This is a genomic window from Paenibacillus sp. 05T425, assembly GCF_056396205.1.
On record NZ_JBFTLA010000018.1, the window covers coordinates 1 to 15,328 of the forward strand.

Sequence of the window (15,328 nt, forward strand, 5' to 3'; positions counted from 1 at the left end):
TAGGCACGCCGCCAGCGTTCGTCCTGAGCCAGGATCAAACTCTCCATAAAGGTGTTTGACTTGCTCAAAAACTTTTTTATTGCTTTAGTCAGAAGCCGAAGCTTCTTAACTGGCAGTTTCGCTCGTTGTTCAGTTTTCAAAGAACAATCATTTGTCTTTCGTTTCTTGCGTGTCGGCGCTTTGTCTCAGCGGCGACTTTTATAATATATCACAGGGGCCCATTTTATTGCAACCCCTTTTTTCATTTTTTTTAAAAAACATTATTAATGCCATTATTACGCCTACTCAGGCAGCTGTATAACAACTGATCCAGTGCAGGCTGATCGCCTCCGTTAGACGCCAGCCGTTTCACTGTATGTATGCCTTTTACCGGTAAGTGCGGGCATTAAGCGCATAGCGCGATAACTCTTTGGGAGATGCAATGCGTGCATACATACGGAAGATGATTTTGTATCTCCGCGCGATCGCTTGCTTAATATCTCCATCCAATCTCGAATCATTCAGGTCCAACAGCATTTCGTCCAATTCTTTGCGCAATACGTAATCGAGTTCTTTGCATTCTTTATCGTTGAACAGTATTCCGAGCATAACCGTAAGCGGCCTCCTTTATCAAATACAAAGCGCAATTGGACCGTCCCCCATGTGACAGAAAAGCAGTGCCGTCGATAATGCTTAGGACACTGCTTTACTGTTATGCTCAAATATTGGAAATAATATTACAACGACAACAACCAAACTGAAAGTGTACTTTCGATAATGGAAGCCACAAGCATTGCAATAGGAAGAATTACGATCATTGGCACGGTACGTGAAACGAAGATCTCATACTCTTTGCCGATCGCCGGAAGCTTCGATCTGCTGAACAATAGGCTCCCAAAGCCACGCAAACCAAGCGTTCCGAACTTCATGCCATAGGCGCAAGCGATAATGATAGCTGGAATCTCAATAATACCGTGCGGCAAAATGCCTTTAAGGACAACCGATGCCATATAACCTGCTCCCTCTTGGGCAGCGATATTTTGCAATAGATATCCGATCAGCATCCCATTCACCACGATAAACAATAAAGGGATAATACCGAAGAAGGCACCCAAATACATGACGAATACAGCTTTAATCGCGTTATTAAGGAAGATGATGATGGAAAGCGTCAATGTCGGATTGTCCGAATTCTCGGCAACGTCGGCTAAGCCGCTTAGTCCAGCTAGTTGATTATTCAGAAACGCATGAAAGACGGGATTCGTCCCTCCAATGACCATGCCGGCAAAAAACAATACAAACCCAAAAGCAATATACGGATTCATCTGCTTCAGATGATCCATGATCGACTTCTTTTTAAACATGAATAAAACCTCCCTAATCAGTTGAACTTTCGGTGTAATCGAACAAGCATGAATAAACTGGGTGTACGAGCATAGATTGTACTACAAGCGCAAATTAGAGAGGAGAGCATGGTTATGAATGTTTTTTATGTGCTCAACGGTCAGAAATTGAAAAGGTACTTCTTAATTGCTATTGCTGTCGCCTTCTCTATCGGCATCATCTATGCGGAACGCGACAATATTACCGTCTTCGCTCCGCAGCAGCCGGCAGCCATCTACAGCATACCAACGGAGAAGAAGATCGTCGCTCTTACGTTCGACATTAGCTGGGGCGAAAAAAAGACAGAACCGATTCTTAATGTGTTGAAAGAAAAAAACGTCAAGCAAGCTACGTTCTTCCTGTCTTCGCCATGGAGTCAGTCCCATCCTGAGATTGTGAAAAAAATTATTGATGCCGGCTATGAGATTGGAAGCCATGGCCATAAGCATGATAATTACAGCAAATTCAGCGATGAAGAGATCCGCAAACAAATTACGACCGCACATACGATCTTAACCGATGTAACAGGCAAACAGCCTAGCCTGATCCGACTCCCTAATGGAGACTTCGACAAACGCGTCCTTCGTATCGCTGAGGAGCTCAACTACAAAGTGATTCAATGGGATACGGATTCGCTTGACTGGATGAGCCCCGGAACGGACAAGATTGTGAATCGGGTCGTGAGCAGAACACATCCCGGCGATATTATTTTACTGCATGCAAGCGACTCCGCCAAGCAAACCGCGGAAGCTCTCCCAGCTATTATTGATCAATTGCGCGGCAACGGCTATGATTTCGTTAACGTATCGGAGCTGATCTCCCAGACGGATATCGAAGGCAAGCCTGTACAGGAGAAATCAGCATCGATCGCCGCTTACACGCAATGGAGTGCCGATGAACAGCCGTAAGTATCATCAATAATTGAATAGGATAAACAATGAGCGGCTCGCAATCGGAGCCGCTCGTTGTATTAGACGACCGGCTTCGCAGTGCTTGCTGCGGGGTCGGCCGCTTTATTGCTGACCAAACGATGCATCATCATAATTTGGTACGCATTGCAGACGAATAACGGAATCATCATAAAGACGATAGCAKATACGTTCGTCTCTCCTTGCAGCGCGGGCCAAGCTTCAATAAACGTAATGACGAACATAAGGAACATTGTCGGTACAAATGCGGTTTTGTTCGTCTGCTTTGCTTTGTACCAAGAGACGGCAATCGACAGGACGAGCAGGATTAGCGGCAACACCCAGAAAAACCAATTGTTCGTCCGCTGCTCGAATAAGACGTATCCTAGTCCGAACGCTGCGAATGCAGTCGTATAGCCTTGCAAGGCATTCCACAAATATTTCTTGCGGAATACGCTCAGCGCGATGTAATTCAGTGTCAAATATGCGAAGAAGCCCATCTGGCTGAACGCACCGATCATCAAGCCGACAATAGCCATCATCAAAGCGTTGAAGCCCGTTGCTTCGAGACCCATAAAGCCGAAGTCCTGATCCGTCCATGACATGATCGAGCCGCTAACAACGCAAGCAAGCGCACCGACTGCCATGCAGCTCCAAAATAAAAAGAACCATTTGCGTAAATTCAATTCCAATTCCTCCTGTAAAATGGGTTCAACGCCAACGCATATTCAGCTATGCATCAGCCGGATTGTAATCATTCGTAAGGTCAATAAACAAGCCTTATGCAAACACCCTTTATTTTACCACGTTCGGGGCAAAAAGCTAACTGTCACTCATGATAATACGGTGAACATTGCGCATAATAAGGTCATCAATCTGCTCAATAAACAATTTCAGAACACCCCCTGCTTCTTGCGAAGATTACACAAGTGCTGACATAGAAGGGAGCAAGGCCATATGCGCAATCGATGGGCTTTATTGTTGGTTATCCCTGCTTTGGCGATGGTATTGACTAGCTGCGGCTCAGAACCGTCAGGCGGAAACCAACAGGTGAGTTATAAGGATATGAAGTCAATGGTCATCGACATTTTGAAGACCGAGGATGCCCAAAAGGCGCTTCAAGAATCTTCGCAGCAGATGTCCGGCTATAACGGCAATACGTCGAAGCTTCTATCCGTTCAGGATCAAGAGGAAGTGCGCCTCGCTGTAAAAGACGTGCTCATCTCCCCTGACTACGACAAAGTCATTAAGAAGCTGATGGTGGATACAAGGTTCGCGGGTGAATTCGCCAAAGCCGTCAACAAGCAGAACAAGGACATTCATAAGGAATTGATTAAGGATCCGACGTATCAAGCCGATCTTGTTAAAGTGCTCAAAACACCGGAAATGGACAAAATGATTCTCGAGGTGCTTCAAAGCACGCAATACCGCAAAGAAGTCATGTCGCTCATGCAGGAATCGATGCAAAATCCGCTTTTCCGGCTTGAAGTGCTTGACCTTATGAAGAAAGCGGTGCAGGAAGAGCTTAAGCCTAACCCTGAAGAGAAGGTTGAGAAGAAAAAGTCAGAGGAAGACGCCTCGAAAGAAGATCAGTCTTCGGGAGATGATCAATCATCCGACGATTCGGGCGGCGACGATTCCGGTATGTAGCAGCGGTTATAAAAAAGAAGCCAGAGCAGCGAAATTGCTGTTCTGGCTTCTTTTATGTGTTGGCTATTATCCGGCTCTTACCCTTCAAGCTTATTAAGCACGCTATCGGCCAGTTCCAAGTACAGTCCGCCTGTCTCCGAATCGGCTTTGTAAACCGACGGTGCGAAATCCGGTTCGGATATATGGTTGTCCGGAGCGCCGAGCGGAATTTGCGCGAGCAAGTCCGCGTTAAGCGATTCGGCCAAACGTGCGCCACCGCCGCGACCGAACACGTATTCCTTCTCCCCTGTGGAGGTTGAGACGTAATACGACATGTTCTCAACAATGCCGATAATCTCATGTTCGGTCTTAATCGCCATTGCCCCTGCCCGCGCCGCTACGAATGCAGCTGTCGCATGAGGCGTCGTAACGATAATTTCTTTGCTTTGCGGGATGATCTGATGGACGTCAAGCGCGACGTCGCCCGTGCCTGGCGGCAAGTCGAGCAGCAAATAGTCGAGCTCCCCCCACTCGATTTCCTGGAAGAAGTTGCGCAGCATCTTGCCGAGCATCGGTCCGCGCCATACGATCGGGCTATTGTCCTCAACGAAGAAGCCCATCGACATCACTTTGACGCCGAACTTCTCGATCGGAATGACGCGCTCGTTCACAACGTTCGGGCGTTCCTCGATGCCCATCATATCGGGCACGCTGAAGCCGTAGATGTCGGCGTCGATAATGCCGACGCGCTTGCCCCTGCGGGCTAGGGCGACCGCCAGATTGACGGTCACCGTCGACTTGCCGACGCCGCCCTTGCCGCTGGCGACGGCGATGAACTTCACGTTGCTGGCAGGATCCAGCAACGCGCTGGCGAGGCCGGTGCCGTGTCCCTGCACCGGCGCCGCCCCAGCTGACGCTGGCTTCGCAGCAGGCTCTGCCTTGCTGCTGCCAGCGTCAGGCGCGGGCTCGCTTCGAAACCGGCAACGCACGGTTTCGACGCCCTCCCGCGCCAGCGCCTCGCGAAGCGAGGCTTCCAGCGCGGGCTGTATGTCCGCGCCAGCCCCAAGGACCGTCAATGATACTTGACGGTCCTTTACCATAACGTCGCGGATTGTAATTCCATCCGCGCTATACGTACTCGTCACCGAACCGACAAGATCAATCACTTGTTCACGCGTTAACATCGGTTATGTCCCACCTTTATGTAATCACATTTCGATAAATGATCTTAGATTTAATCACTTAATTATAGCACAGTATGTCCATCAGCCAACTAGCGAAATATGACTCTTTAGCCAGTTGCACGCGTTATTCCTGCACATCGGCAACCTTCTCGCCCGAGCTATACCTTAGTATGCCCTGATAGATCGATGCGGCAACCTGCCGCTGGTATTCCGTATCCGCCAGACGCGCCGCTTCACCTGGATTGGATAGAAAACCAACCTCTACGAGCGCAGTCGGCATGTCCGCGAGTTCCTTCAGCACATAAACGTCTTTTTTGGACGCTGGCATCCGGCTTGTGTTCTCAAGATTGCGCTTAATCTCATCCTGGATGAGCGTCGCAAGCGATCGGTTGTCCGGATGTTTGTCCGGGTGGAAAAACGTCTGTGCACCCGACCACTTATCCGATGGGATACTGTTCATATGGATGCTGATGACGGCAGCTGGATGATTCTCTTTGATGAGCGCAACACGTTTCTTCAGATCTTCGGTCTTGCGCTTGCTGTAGGCGCGTGAGTCTCCTGTGGCGAGATCATAATCCCCTTCGCGCGTCATTAAGACAACAGCACCTGCCTGCTGCAAATAATCGCGCAAATAAAGAGCTATCGCAAGGTTCAAGTCCTTCTCGATAACACCCTCCTTGCTCATCGCTCCCCCATCCACGCCTCCGTGTCCGGCGTCAATGGCAATAGTCTTGCCCGACAACGGCATCGTCCAATACGACCACGTTCGGGCTGCTGGCATTCCTTGTCCGAGCAGTACGGCTGTTAAGGCGATGACGAGTAAGCCAATGGCGATTCGTATCGCTCCCCTATAATTAATCCATACGACGAAATGCCGACCTAATCGGCGCATAAAAAAACCACCCCGTCCTTCATATAATAATGCGGCAACAGCACACTATCATTTATATGGGACGAGATGGTGTATTATGTGAGTCTTGTCTTCATAGTCGCTCCTCTCGAATGAATTCGATTGGAGGTTTAAATCATTTGTGCAAACCGCATTCCGTTTTCTCTTGTCCCGACCAGCGTCCTGCGCGTGGATCTTCGCCCGGCATAACTTTGCGCGTGCATTGCTCGCAGCCGATACTTGGGTAGTTCTGGTCATGCAGCGGGTTATAGATGACGTCATTCTCGCGAATGTAGTTCCATACATCTTCACTTGTCCAACCGGCGATGGGGTTAAATTTCACCAAACCGAATTTTGTATCGTATTCGATTTTCTTCGAATTCGCGCGAGTAGGTGCTTGATCACGGCGAATACCAGTAATCCAAGCTTCGTATTTAGCAAGGATCTTCGTAAGCGGCTTAACTTTACGAATGTTGCAGCAAGCGTTCGCGTCCGATTTCCACAGCTCTTCGCCGAACTCCGCCGCTTGCTCTTCAGGCGTAAGCTCTGGTTTCACTTCTACGAACGGAATACCAGGGTAACGCTCCACCATGCGGTCGCGCGTCTCATAGGTTTCTTTGAAATGATAATCCGTATCCAGATAGAAAATATCGGTCTTAGGACTAACTTTTTGAAGCATATCTACCAAAACAACATCTTCCGCACCAAAGCTGCAGGCGAAAGTAATATTAGGGAATGTCTTAACCGCAAAAGCGATGATTTCCTCTGGCGTCGCATTCTCAAGCTCAACAGCTTGTTTCGCGATAAGCGCTTCTTTCTCAAAAAGATTCATAGCGTTGCCCTCCGATTTTAATACCTAGTAAATTGGTCTGTATAAAAATTATAAATCTTTCGTAGTCATTGTTCAATCCATTGTTTGAACCAATATACGTTAAAAACAAAAATACCTTCCCTGGAGTACAGAGAAGGTATCGTCGTGAACATATTAACGTTTCGAGAATTGTGGAGCGCGACGTGCCGCTTTAAGACCGTATTTTTTACGTTCTTTCATACGCGGATCACGAGTCAGGAAGCCTGCGCGTTTCAAAGCTGGACGGAATTCAGGGTCAGCTTTGAGCAAAGCGCGGGAAATGCCGTGACGGATAGCGCCAGCTTGACCGGACATGCCACCGCCGTTAGCGATAACCAATACGTCATATTTCGAAAGCGTATCAGTTAGGTTAAGCGGTTGTTTTACGATCAGCTTGAGTGTTTCCAAACCGAAATATTCATTCAAATCGCGTTTATTAACAATGATTCGTCCTTCACCCGGCACAAGACGTACACGTGCAACAGAGTGTTTACGACGACCGGTTCCATAGTATTGCACTTGAGCCATGAAACTTGTCCTCCTCTTTATTACCCGCGAAGTTCGTAAACTTCAGGGTTTTGTGCTTGATGTGGATGTTCCGCACCTGCGTATACTTTAAGTTTAAGCTTCATCTTGTCGCCAAGACGGTTCTTAGGCAACATGCCGTGAACTGCGAATTCGATAACGCGTTCTGGCTTGTTTTTGATCATTTCTTGTGCCGGTGTAGCTTTCAGACCGCCTGGGTACATCGAGTGACGGTAGTACATTTTGTCCGACATTTTCTTGCCTGTCAATACGATCTTCTCTGCGTTAATTACAACGACGAAATCTCCTGTATCAACATGTGGCGTAAATTGCGGTTTGTGCTTGCCGCGGATAAGCGCTGCAGCTTCACTAGCCAAACGACCAAGCGTTTTGCCTTCCGCATCGATGACGAACCATTTACGCTCAACTTCATTTGGCTTAGCCATATAGGTGGTACGCATGGATGATCCTCCTTAATTCTCATACATTAATCGTTTTTTATAACAACGTTTCCGTTGGTTTGATATTCATTGTAGATCGCCAAGTTTGTAACTTTCTCAGTCGGGGCTGTGGGATAGCCACTTCGAAAGCACAAGTTATATTCTACTATAAAGACTAGGTATAAGCAAGTGATTTATAGTTAATTATAATGGCGTTTCGCTGGAATATTCAACGTCCAGAAGCATAAGACCGTGGGCCATTGCCGTTGGTCCTGCAAGTGAACGATTGCAGCCTTCCAGGATCCGTTTCATGTCGTCCGGAACAAGCTTTCCTTGGCCTACCCACAATAAGGTTCCCATAATAACCCGCACCATATTGTACAAAAAACCGTTGCCGGTAATGTACATATGAACGATAGGTCCCTCCTGCACAAAGTCAGCTTCATATACCGTACGCACATGATGCGGTTTAGTAGAGTGGATCGACGTAAAGGAGGTGAAATCATGCTTCCCGACTAGGTGCATGAGTCCCTCTCGCATCGCCTCCACGTTCAGAGGAGCCGGATGATGGAAGCGGTACTGCCGCCCGAATACATCGGGAAACTTCCCGGTGTCGATCGTGTAGCGGTACGTCTTGCGTTTGGCTGAACGCCTGGCATGAAAATGTTCCGGCACATCAATGGCTTCTATAATGACGATATCCTTCGGCAAGCGCGTATTGAGCGCAATAGCCCACCGTTCTGTCGGTATAGTCGACTCCGTGTAGAAGTTGAATACCTGACCTTGCGCATGCACGCCAGCATCGGTGCGTCCCGAACCGATTATTATAATCGTCTCGCCGGTCAAAAGCTTGATCGCCTTCTCTATTTCCCCCTGAACCGTTCGGCCATAAGGCTGCGTCTGAAATCCGTTGAACCCGGCTCCATCATAGCTTACTTTCACGCAAATATTCCTCATCGCTGACACCTCCTAGCCACTGCGATCACATTCCCCAATAAAAAAAGGTGGCCGCAAGGGTCCACCCTTTCTCTGTATATACGCCTCAAGGCTTATATACTACGCAAATGCGGCATCGTCCTTCAAGAAGGACGATTGCAGCTCTTGCGGTAGGTCCGGTCAATTACGCGCGGTCAACCAGTTCTAGGTAAACCATAGGCGCAGCATCGCCGCGACGAGGTCCTAGCTTAAGGATACGCGTGTATCCGCCCGCACGTTCCGAGTAACGGGTGGCCAGTTCGGAGAACAGCTTTTGGATTGCGTCTTGCTCACCGTTAACGGATTCGCGACGAACATAAGCTGCTACTTGACGACGAGCATGAAGATCACCTTGCTTCGCTTTAGTGATCAGCTTCTCAGCGATAGAACGAACTTCTTTCGCTTTAGCTTCAGTCGTTTGGATACGCTCATAAAGGAACAAATCAGTAACGAGGTCACGGAACAATGCTTTCCGTGCACTAGCGTCACGTCCTAGTTTTTGATATGCCATCTTGTTTTCCCCTCCCTTGCTCTGTTGTCTACACTAAGTTGGTCTCTACTCTTCCATACGCAGGCCAAGGCCCAGCTCTTCAAGCTTCTCTTGAACTTCCTCGAGGGATTTGCGGCCCAAGTTACGAACCTTCATCATGTCCTCTTCGGATTTCGTAATCAGCTCTTGAACGGTATTGATTCCTGCGCGTTTCAAGCAGTTGTAAGAACGTACGGAAAGATCCAGTTCCTCGATTGTCATCTCCAGAACTTTCTCTTTCTTGTCTTCTTCCTTCTCGACCATAATCTCCGCGTCTTTGGCTTCATCGGTTAATCCAACGAACAAGTCCAAATGCTCGGTCAAAATCTTCGCGCCGAGGCTTACTGCCTCTTCCGGACGAATACTTCCGTCCGTCCATACTTCTAGCGTAAGTTTGTCATAGTTAGTGACTTGACCGACGCGAGTATTTTCAACGCTGTAGTTGACACGTGTAATTGGCGTGTAGATCGAATCGACTGGAATAACTCCAATCGGTTGATCGTCCTTCTTGTTGCGGTCCGCTTGCACGTAGCCGCGTCCCCGATTGGCAAAAATCCGCATATGGAGCCGCGCGCCGGAGGCCAAGGTTGCGATGTGAAGATCAGGGCTTAAAATCTCGACATCACTGTCAGCTCGAATGTCGCCCGCCGTAATGTTCCCTTCGCCTTCCGCGTCGATTTCCAACACCTTTTCTTCATCGGAGTGGATTTTTAACGAGAGGCCCTTCAGGTTCAGAATGATTTCGGTAACATCCTCAATCACTCCGGGAACCGTGGAGAACTCGTGAAGCACTCCGTCGATCTGAACCGAGGTTACTGCTGCTCCGGGCAACGACGACAACAAAATTCGGCGAAGCGAATTTCCTAACGTCGTTCCGTATCCGCGTTCCAGCGGCTCAACGACGAACCGTCCGTAAGTTCCCTCGTCATTCAGGTCAACGGTTTCGATTTTCGGCTTTTCGATCTCAATCACTAATAGTACCCTCCTTCAAACGTCGCTCCGTTACTTACGTTATTTTAAGTCAAATCTCGTAGTATGCCAAACCTTCACAACCATTATTCACAAGTTGTTGTTATTTGATACCACCGTTGATCCAACTATACGCGACGACGTTTCGGAGGACGGCATCCGTTATGCGGAACTGGGGTAACGTCTTTAATGAGGTTAACTTCCAATCCTGCAGCTTGAAGCGAACGAATCGCTGCTTCGCGGCCTGCGCCTGGACCTTTAACCATCACTTCGACAGTTTTCATGCCATGCTCCATTGCAGCTTTCGCAGCGGATTCAGCAGCCATTTGAGCTGCGAACGGCGTGCTCTTACGGGAGCCCTTGAAACCAAGGTTACCGGAGCTTGCCCAGGAGATTGCATTACCGTGCGGATCCGTAATCGTGACGATCGTATTGTTGAACGTCGAGCGGATGTGCGCAACGCCAGTGTCAATATTTTTCCGGTCGCGACGTTTGGTACGTACGACTTTTTTTGGTTTAGCCATTGTCCATTATCCTCCCTTCTTATTTCTTCTTGTTAGCTACAGTCCGACGAGGACCTTTGCGAGTACGAGCGTTTGTTTTTGTACGTTGACCACGAACAGGCAAACCGCGACGGTGACGAAGACCACGGTAGCAGCCGATTTCAGTCAGGCGTTTAATGTTAAGCGAAATTTCACGACGCAAGTCGCCTTCTACTTTAACGGATTTGTCGATTGCTTCACGCAAACGAGCCAATTCGTCTTCAGTCAGATCGCGAACGCGAGTGTCATAGTTAACATCAGCAGCAGTCAACAAAGTTTGTGAAGTCTTCTTGCCAATACCGAAGATGTACGTCAAGGCGATTTCGACGCGTTTGTCACGCGGCAAGTCTACACCAGCTATACGTGCCATAGGCTATATATTCCTCCTTCTATCCTTGTTTTTGTTTGTGTTTCGGATTTTCACAAATCACCATAACGTTGCCTTTGCGACGAATGACTTTGCATTTTTCGCAGATCGGCTTTACCGAAGGTCTAACCTTCATTGTGATTACCTCCCGAATCTTTCGTCAGCAGGCTTATTAAGCCTACTTACGATAGGTGATGCGCCCTCTTGATAAATCATAAGGCGATAACTGTATAACCACTTTGTCTCCTGTCAGGATGCGAATAAAGTGCATTCTGAGCTTTCCGGAAACGTGTGCGAGAATCTGATGACCGTTCTCCAGCTCCACCTTGAACATCGCATTTGGCAACGGCTCAATTACCGTGCCTTCGACCTCAATGACGTCTTCCTTAGCCACCGTCATTCTCCTTTCGCTTGCATAAACTTCTGAATCACATAACGTAACTTGGCGTTGGTTACCCTGCCGGCTTCAAGCATGCTGCTTGTTACCTCTTGGCTTATTTCAGGCTGTAGTTCAAGATGCAGAACGTTTTTTTTCTTCGGCAGATCGAACTTTCGCTTGTCGCCGTCGGCTATCATGACGAACCTGTCGTCGATAATCGCTACGATGACTGCCAAGCTTGCCTCGTCTTTACCGCGAAGCACTTTGACGAACTGACCAATCTGGGGACGCACATCCATGGCCATAGACTATGACTGCTGCGGCAAAATGGTCAATATTTCAAAGCCGTCCTCTGTTACGGCTACCGTGTGCTCAAAGTGAGCGCACCATGAACCGTCATCTGTTACGACCGTCCAATTGTCTTCGAGCGTATGGACATATCGTTCACCGATATTAACCATTGGCTCGATTGCAAGTACCATTCCGGGCTTGAGCCGTGGTCCGCGGTCCGGTATACCATAGTTCGGTATTTGCGGCTCTTCATGAAGGTCCGCGCCGATTCCGTGCCCTACGTATTCACGCACAACGGAGAATCCAGCATTCTCAATTACCTTTTGAATGGCATGCGATATCGTGTATAAACGAACATCTGGTTTGATGAGCGCAAGCCCCGCATAAAGCGATGCTTCCGTTACATCTAGCAGCCTTTGAACTTCATCGGATACAGCTCCAACCGCGTAGGTCCAAGCCGAATCGCCATGATAGCCTTCGTACTGCGCTCCGATATCAATACTGACAATATCGCCCTCGTTCAACTTGCGTGACCCAGGGAAGCCGTGTACAAGCTCGTCATTCACAGAAGCGCAAACGCTGGAAGGAAAACCATTGTAACCTTTGAAAGAAGGTATCGCACCTTGACTTTTAATGAACTTCTCGGCGATCTCGTCAAGCTCACCAGTGGTGATGCCCGGCTTAACCGCTGAAGCCATTAGCCGATGCGTTTCCGCAACGATGCGTCCTGCTTCCCTCATATAGCGCAGCTCCGATTCGGATTTGCATATAATCATTACAATGAACCTCGCAAGCAGGATACGATTTCGGATGTTACGACTTCGATGTCCTTCTCGCCGTCGACTTCGCGCAGGAGACCTTTAGTGCTGTAGTAATCGAGTAGAGGGGCTGTCTTGGATGTATACTCATCCAGGCGCGTGCCTACCTTTTCCTCTGTATCATCTGAACGTTGATACAACTCTCCGCCGTCCTTGTCACAGATGCCTTCAACCTTTGGCGGGTTGAACATCACGTGGTAAGTCGAACCGCAAGATTTGCAGATGCGTCTGCCAGTAAGACGGGCAAGCAGCAGTCCGCGATCAACCTTCAAGTTAACAACATGGTCGATGCCGCGGTTAAGCTCAGCAAGCATTCCGTCAAGCGCTTCGGCTTGTTGGAGCGTGCGAGGGAAACCGTCGAGCAGAAAACCGTTTTTGCAATCATCAAGAGCAAGACGCTCTTTCACGATTCCATTTGTGATCTCATCAGGAACGAGCAAACCTTGATCGATATACTCTTTCGCTTTAAGACCGATAGCAGTTCCTTGCTTCATAGCAAGACGGAATGCATCGCCTGTGGAAATATGCGGTACGCTGAATTCTTCTACAATACGTTCAGCTTGCGTTCCTTTGCCTGCCCCCGGAGGGCCCATGAATAAAATGTTCATTGCCGAGTTCCTCGCTTTAAGCACAATAGGCTCGGGCGGGCTTCCCGCACAATATCGTTGTCGATCGCGCAAAGCCCGGTCAGAACCTATTGTTATTTATTGATAAACCCTTTGTAATGGCGTTTGATCAACTGGCTCTCGATTTGCTTCATCGTGTCTAGCGCAACCCCGATAACGATTAGAAGCGAGGTACCGCCAAGCTGAACGGACGTTGGCAATCCAGCAATCTTACCGAACACGACCGGCAATAAGGAGATAACCGCCAGGAAGATTGCACCCGTCAGTGTAATCCGTGACATTACACGAGTCAAGTAAGAGGAAGTTGGCTTGCCTGGGCGAATGCCCGGGATGTAGCCGCCGTTCTTCTTCATTTGATCCGCCATTTGCACAGGATTGATTTGTACGAATGTATAGAAGAAAGTAAATCCGATGATGAGCAATACGTACAATACCATGCCAAGCGGCTTGTCATAGTACATATTATCCATAATCCATTGCGCCCAACCTTTGTCGGCCCAGAACCCAGCAATCGTAATTGGGAACATAATCAGCGATACCGCGAAGATGACAGGAATAACGCCAGCGCCATTCACTTTCATCGGGATATGTGTCGATTGTCCACCGTACATTTTCCGTCCAACGACGCGTTTAGCGTATTGAACCGGAATTTTGCGAATACCTTGCTGAACGAAGATAACACCGACAATGATTGCGATAATCGCAACGACGATCAGAATTACCTTAATGATGTTCAAGAACAATTGGTCTTGTACACCGATGAATTGATCTTGGTAGATCGTACGGATATGACCAGGGATACCTGCTGCGATAGCAGCGAAGATCAGGATGGAAATACCGTTCCCGATGCCCTTCTCCGTGATCTGCTCGCCAAGCCACATCAAGAAAGCAGTACCTGCAGTCAAGATGATAGCGATGACTAAGTAGTCAACGAAGGTAGCGTTCGGAATCATTTGTTGACCATACTGACGGTTAAAGCCGATTGCTGTTGCAAAGCCTTGAACAAGACCGAGCACAACCGTACCGTAACGAGTGATCTGAGCAAGTTTACGTTTACCGTTCTCGCCTTCCTTAGCCCACTCCGCAAACTTAGGAATTACGTCCATCGACAATAGTTGTACGATGATCGATGCCGTAATGTACGGTGTAATGCCGATTGCGAAGATAGAGAATTGGAACAAAGCACCGCCGGAAAACGTGTTAAGCAAGCCGAACAAATCCGTTCCGGCTTCATTGACTTGATCGAACACGCTCTTGTCGACGTCAGGCACCGGAATGAATGCCCCGATGCGGTATACAAGAAGAATCATGAGAGTGAACAGGATCCTTGTACGAAGATCCGCCACTTTCCAAATGTTGGACACGGTCTTGAACAATTAGATCACCTCGGTTTTACCGCCGGCAGCCTGGATTTTCTCTACCGCAGATTGAGAGAACTTGCTTGCTTTTACAGTCAGCGAAACGCTAATTTCACCGTTACCCAAAATTTTGATTCCTGCAAGCGGATTTTTGACAATCCCTTGCTCAAGAAGAACTTCTGGAGTGACTTCTGTACCTGCTGCAAAGCTGTTTAGTTCTTCAATGTTAACAATCGCATACTCGGTACGGAAACGGTTGTTGAATCCACGCTTCGGCACTCGACGATACAACGGGTTTTGTCCACCCTCGAAACCAGGACGAACGCCGCCGCCGGAACGAGCGTTTTGACCTTTATGACCTTTACCGGCTGTTTTACCGTTTCCGGAACCGATACCGCGGCCTTTGCGCTTAGGCGCTTGAGTCGAACCCGGTGCTGGTGCTAGCTCATGCAATTTCATCGTTCGTGCACCTCCTTATTGATTTCTAGAAAGCTATCTTATACTTCTTCAACTTTAACCAAGTGGCTAACAGCGTTAACCATGCCGCGGATAGCTTCACTATCGTTCAAAACAACAGCTTGGCGAATTTTGCGAAGGCCAAGCGCTTCAACAGTAGCACGTTGTTTCTCGTTGCGGCCGATCAAACTGCGAACGAGGGTGATTTGCAATTTTGCCATCGTATTTCCC

23 protein-coding genes are annotated in these 15,328 nt (G+C 48.4%); 2 read left to right on the plus strand and 21 right to left on the minus strand.

The window, feature by feature from the left end:
* Nucleotides 1-366: 366 nt before the first annotated feature.
* Both AC1DF0_RS28290 and AC1DF0_RS28295 read right to left on the minus strand, forming a co-directional pair.
* The gene (locus AC1DF0_RS28290; protein ID WP_307208526.1) at nucleotides 367-588 is read right to left on the minus strand and encodes a hypothetical protein; all 222 of its coding nucleotides are present in this window, start codon (nucleotides 586-588) and stop codon (nucleotides 367-369) included.
* A 128-nt stretch (nucleotides 589-716) separates the two neighbouring features.
* Nucleotides 717-1,343 (minus strand): stage II sporulation protein M, encoded by a 627-nt coding sequence (locus tag AC1DF0_RS28295; protein WP_477576738.1) that lies wholly within the window; start codon nucleotides 1,341-1,343, stop codon nucleotides 717-719.
* Nucleotides 1,344-1,457: 114 nt separating this feature from the next.
* On the opposite strand from AC1DF0_RS28295, the gene pdaB reads away from it, so the two are divergent.
* Entirely contained in the window at nucleotides 1,458-2,270 is an 813-nt protein-coding gene (gene pdaB, locus AC1DF0_RS28300; protein WP_475824645.1) for a polysaccharide deacetylase family sporulation protein PdaB, read from the plus strand.
* A 62-nt stretch (nucleotides 2,271-2,332) separates the two neighbouring features.
* Here the strand turns inward: pdaB and AC1DF0_RS28305 are convergent, their stop codons facing one another.
* Nucleotides 2,333-2,956, minus strand: coding sequence for a KinB-signaling pathway activation protein (locus tag AC1DF0_RS28305; protein WP_477576741.1), 624 nt, complete (start codon nucleotides 2,954-2,956; stop codon nucleotides 2,333-2,335).
* 271 nt (nucleotides 2,957-3,227) lie between these two features.
* Here AC1DF0_RS28305 and gerD point away from each other — a divergent pair, with 271 nt between their 5' ends.
* Nucleotides 3,228-3,920, plus strand: coding sequence for a spore germination lipoprotein GerD (gene gerD / locus AC1DF0_RS28310; RefSeq protein ID WP_442050301.1), 693 nt, complete (start codon nucleotides 3,228-3,230; stop codon nucleotides 3,918-3,920).
* A 77-nt stretch (nucleotides 3,921-3,997) separates the two neighbouring features.
* On the opposite strand, the gene AC1DF0_RS28315 is transcribed toward gerD, so the two are convergent.
* The 18 genes from AC1DF0_RS28315 to rpmD form a co-directional block, all read right to left on the minus strand.
* A complete protein-coding gene (locus tag AC1DF0_RS28315; protein WP_477576744.1) occupies nucleotides 3,998-5,083 on the minus strand; it encodes an Mrp/NBP35 family ATP-binding protein in 1,086 nt (361 codons plus the stop codon).
* A gap of 124 nt (nucleotides 5,084-5,207) precedes the next feature.
* On the minus strand, nucleotides 5,208-5,975 hold the full coding sequence (gene cwlD, locus AC1DF0_RS28320; protein ID WP_442050299.1) for an N-acetylmuramoyl-L-alanine amidase CwlD: 768 nt from the start codon (nucleotides 5,973-5,975) through the stop codon (nucleotides 5,208-5,210).
* Nucleotides 5,976-6,108: 133 nt separating this feature from the next.
* The gene (locus tag AC1DF0_RS28325) at nucleotides 6,109-6,804 is read right to left on the minus strand and encodes a phosphoadenylyl-sulfate reductase (RefSeq protein WP_477576746.1); all 696 of its coding nucleotides are present in this window, start codon (nucleotides 6,802-6,804) and stop codon (nucleotides 6,109-6,111) included.
* A 153-nt stretch (nucleotides 6,805-6,957) separates the two neighbouring features.
* The gene (gene rpsI / locus AC1DF0_RS28330; RefSeq protein ID WP_028609625.1) at nucleotides 6,958-7,350 is read right to left on the minus strand and encodes a 30S ribosomal protein S9; all 393 of its coding nucleotides are present in this window, start codon (nucleotides 7,348-7,350) and stop codon (nucleotides 6,958-6,960) included.
* 20 nt (nucleotides 7,351-7,370) lie between these two features.
* The gene (gene rplM / locus AC1DF0_RS28335; RefSeq protein ID WP_442050297.1) at nucleotides 7,371-7,808 is read right to left on the minus strand and encodes a 50S ribosomal protein L13; all 438 of its coding nucleotides are present in this window, start codon (nucleotides 7,806-7,808) and stop codon (nucleotides 7,371-7,373) included.
* Between the two features lie 183 nt (nucleotides 7,809-7,991).
* On the minus strand, nucleotides 7,992-8,744 hold the full coding sequence (truA, locus tag AC1DF0_RS28340) for a tRNA pseudouridine(38-40) synthase TruA (RefSeq protein WP_442050296.1): 753 nt from the start codon (nucleotides 8,742-8,744) through the stop codon (nucleotides 7,992-7,994).
* A 163-nt stretch (nucleotides 8,745-8,907) separates the two neighbouring features.
* The gene (rplQ, locus tag AC1DF0_RS28345) at nucleotides 8,908-9,273 is read right to left on the minus strand and encodes a 50S ribosomal protein L17 (protein WP_224726618.1); all 366 of its coding nucleotides are present in this window, start codon (nucleotides 9,271-9,273) and stop codon (nucleotides 8,908-8,910) included.
* A 45-nt stretch (nucleotides 9,274-9,318) separates the two neighbouring features.
* Nucleotides 9,319-10,263 (minus strand): DNA-directed RNA polymerase subunit alpha, encoded by a 945-nt coding sequence (locus AC1DF0_RS28350; RefSeq protein WP_442050295.1) that lies wholly within the window; start codon nucleotides 10,261-10,263, stop codon nucleotides 9,319-9,321.
* A 125-nt stretch (nucleotides 10,264-10,388) separates the two neighbouring features.
* Entirely contained in the window at nucleotides 10,389-10,784 is a 396-nt protein-coding gene (gene rpsK, locus AC1DF0_RS28355; protein WP_090986296.1) for a 30S ribosomal protein S11, read from the minus strand.
* A 19-nt stretch (nucleotides 10,785-10,803) separates the two neighbouring features.
* Entirely contained in the window at nucleotides 10,804-11,172 is a 369-nt protein-coding gene (gene rpsM / locus AC1DF0_RS28360; protein ID WP_337103256.1) for a 30S ribosomal protein S13, read from the minus strand.
* A gap of 19 nt (nucleotides 11,173-11,191) precedes the next feature.
* On the minus strand, nucleotides 11,192-11,305 hold the full coding sequence (rpmJ, locus tag AC1DF0_RS28365) for a 50S ribosomal protein L36 (RefSeq protein ID WP_003333770.1): 114 nt from the start codon (nucleotides 11,303-11,305) through the stop codon (nucleotides 11,192-11,194).
* A gap of 42 nt (nucleotides 11,306-11,347) precedes the next feature.
* On the minus strand, nucleotides 11,348-11,563 hold the full coding sequence (gene infA, locus AC1DF0_RS28370; protein WP_015847200.1) for a translation initiation factor IF-1: 216 nt from the start codon (nucleotides 11,561-11,563) through the stop codon (nucleotides 11,348-11,350).
* A 2-nt stretch (nucleotides 11,564-11,565) separates the two neighbouring features.
* Nucleotides 11,566-11,853, minus strand: coding sequence for a hypothetical protein (locus tag AC1DF0_RS28375; RefSeq protein WP_477576751.1), 288 nt, complete (start codon nucleotides 11,851-11,853; stop codon nucleotides 11,566-11,568).
* Nucleotides 11,854-11,856: 3 nt separating this feature from the next.
* Entirely contained in the window at nucleotides 11,857-12,615 is a 759-nt protein-coding gene (gene map / locus AC1DF0_RS28380) for a type I methionyl aminopeptidase (RefSeq protein WP_442050293.1), read from the minus strand.
* Entirely contained in the window at nucleotides 12,615-13,265 is a 651-nt protein-coding gene (locus AC1DF0_RS28385; protein WP_307208506.1) for an adenylate kinase, read from the minus strand. Before AC1DF0_RS28385 ends, map begins: the two co-directional genes overlap by 1 nt.
* Nucleotides 13,266-13,357: 92 nt before the next feature.
* Entirely contained in the window at nucleotides 13,358-14,659 is a 1,302-nt protein-coding gene (secY, locus tag AC1DF0_RS28390; protein WP_442050292.1) for a preprotein translocase subunit SecY, read from the minus strand.
* Nucleotides 14,660-15,100, minus strand: a complete 441-nt coding sequence (gene rplO / locus AC1DF0_RS28395; protein WP_307208504.1) for a 50S ribosomal protein L15 — start codon at nucleotides 15,098-15,100, stop codon at nucleotides 14,660-14,662.
* A 38-nt stretch (nucleotides 15,101-15,138) separates the two neighbouring features.
* Nucleotides 15,139-15,318 carry a 50S ribosomal protein L30 gene (rpmD, locus tag AC1DF0_RS28400; protein WP_337103252.1) on the minus strand — a complete coding sequence of 60 codons (180 nt, stop codon included), beginning with the start codon at nucleotides 15,316-15,318 and terminating at the stop codon, nucleotides 15,139-15,141.
* Between the last annotated feature and the right edge of the window lie 10 nt (nucleotides 15,319-15,328).

Coding starts and splice junctions, on each gene's coding strand:
- AC1DF0_RS28385 (WP_307208506.1), bottom strand. CDS start 13,265: ATGAACATTTTATTCATGGGCCCTCCGGGGGCAGGCAAAGGAACGCAA.
- rpsK (WP_090986296.1), bottom strand. CDS start 10,784: ATGGCTAAACCAAAAAAAGTCGTACGTACCAAACGTCGCGACCGGAAA.
- map (WP_442050293.1), bottom strand. CDS start 12,615: ATGATTATATGCAAATCCGAATCGGAGCTGCGCTATATGAGGGAAGCA.
- rpsM (WP_337103256.1), bottom strand. CDS start 11,172: ATGGCACGTATAGCTGGTGTAGACTTGCCGCGTGACAAACGCGTCGAA.
- rplM (WP_442050297.1), bottom strand. CDS start 7,808: ATGCGTACCACCTATATGGCTAAGCCAAATGAAGTTGAGCGTAAATGG.
- rplQ (WP_224726618.1), bottom strand. CDS start 9,273: ATGGCATATCAAAAACTAGGACGTGACGCTAGTGCACGGAAAGCATTG.
- AC1DF0_RS28375 (WP_477576751.1), bottom strand. CDS start 11,853: ATGGCCATGGATGTGCGTCCCCAGATTGGTCAGTTCGTCAAAGTGCTT.
- pdaB (WP_475824645.1), top strand. CDS start 1,458: ATGAATGTTTTTTATGTGCTCAACGGTCAGAAATTGAAAAGGTACTTC.
- AC1DF0_RS28295 (WP_477576738.1), bottom strand. CDS start 1,343: ATGTTTAAAAAGAAGTCGATCATGGATCATCTGAAGCAGATGAATCCG.
- AC1DF0_RS28325 (WP_477576746.1), bottom strand. CDS start 6,804: ATGAATCTTTTTGAGAAAGAAGCGCTTATCGCGAAACAAGCTGTTGAG.
- AC1DF0_RS28290 (WP_307208526.1), bottom strand. CDS start 588: ATGCTCGGAATACTGTTCAACGATAAAGAATGCAAAGAACTCGATTAC.
- truA (WP_442050296.1), bottom strand. CDS start 8,744: ATGAGGAATATTTGCGTGAAAGTAAGCTATGATGGAGCCGGGTTCAAC.
- rpmJ (WP_003333770.1), bottom strand. CDS start 11,305: ATGAAGGTTAGACCTTCGGTAAAGCCGATCTGCGAAAAATGCAAAGTC.
- AC1DF0_RS28315 (WP_477576744.1), bottom strand. CDS start 5,083: ATGTTAACGCGTGAACAAGTGATTGATCTTGTCGGTTCGGTGACGAGT.
- rpmD (WP_337103252.1), bottom strand. CDS start 15,318: ATGGCAAAATTGCAAATCACCCTCGTTCGCAGTTTGATCGGCCGCAAC.
- gerD (WP_442050301.1), top strand. CDS start 3,228: ATGCGCAATCGATGGGCTTTATTGTTGGTTATCCCTGCTTTGGCGATG.
- cwlD (WP_442050299.1), bottom strand. CDS start 5,975: ATGCGCCGATTAGGTCGGCATTTCGTCGTATGGATTAATTATAGGGGA.
- rplO (WP_307208504.1), bottom strand. CDS start 15,100: ATGAAATTGCATGAGCTAGCACCAGCACCGGGTTCGACTCAAGCGCCT.
- rpsI (WP_028609625.1), bottom strand. CDS start 7,350: ATGGCTCAAGTGCAATACTATGGAACCGGTCGTCGTAAACACTCTGTT.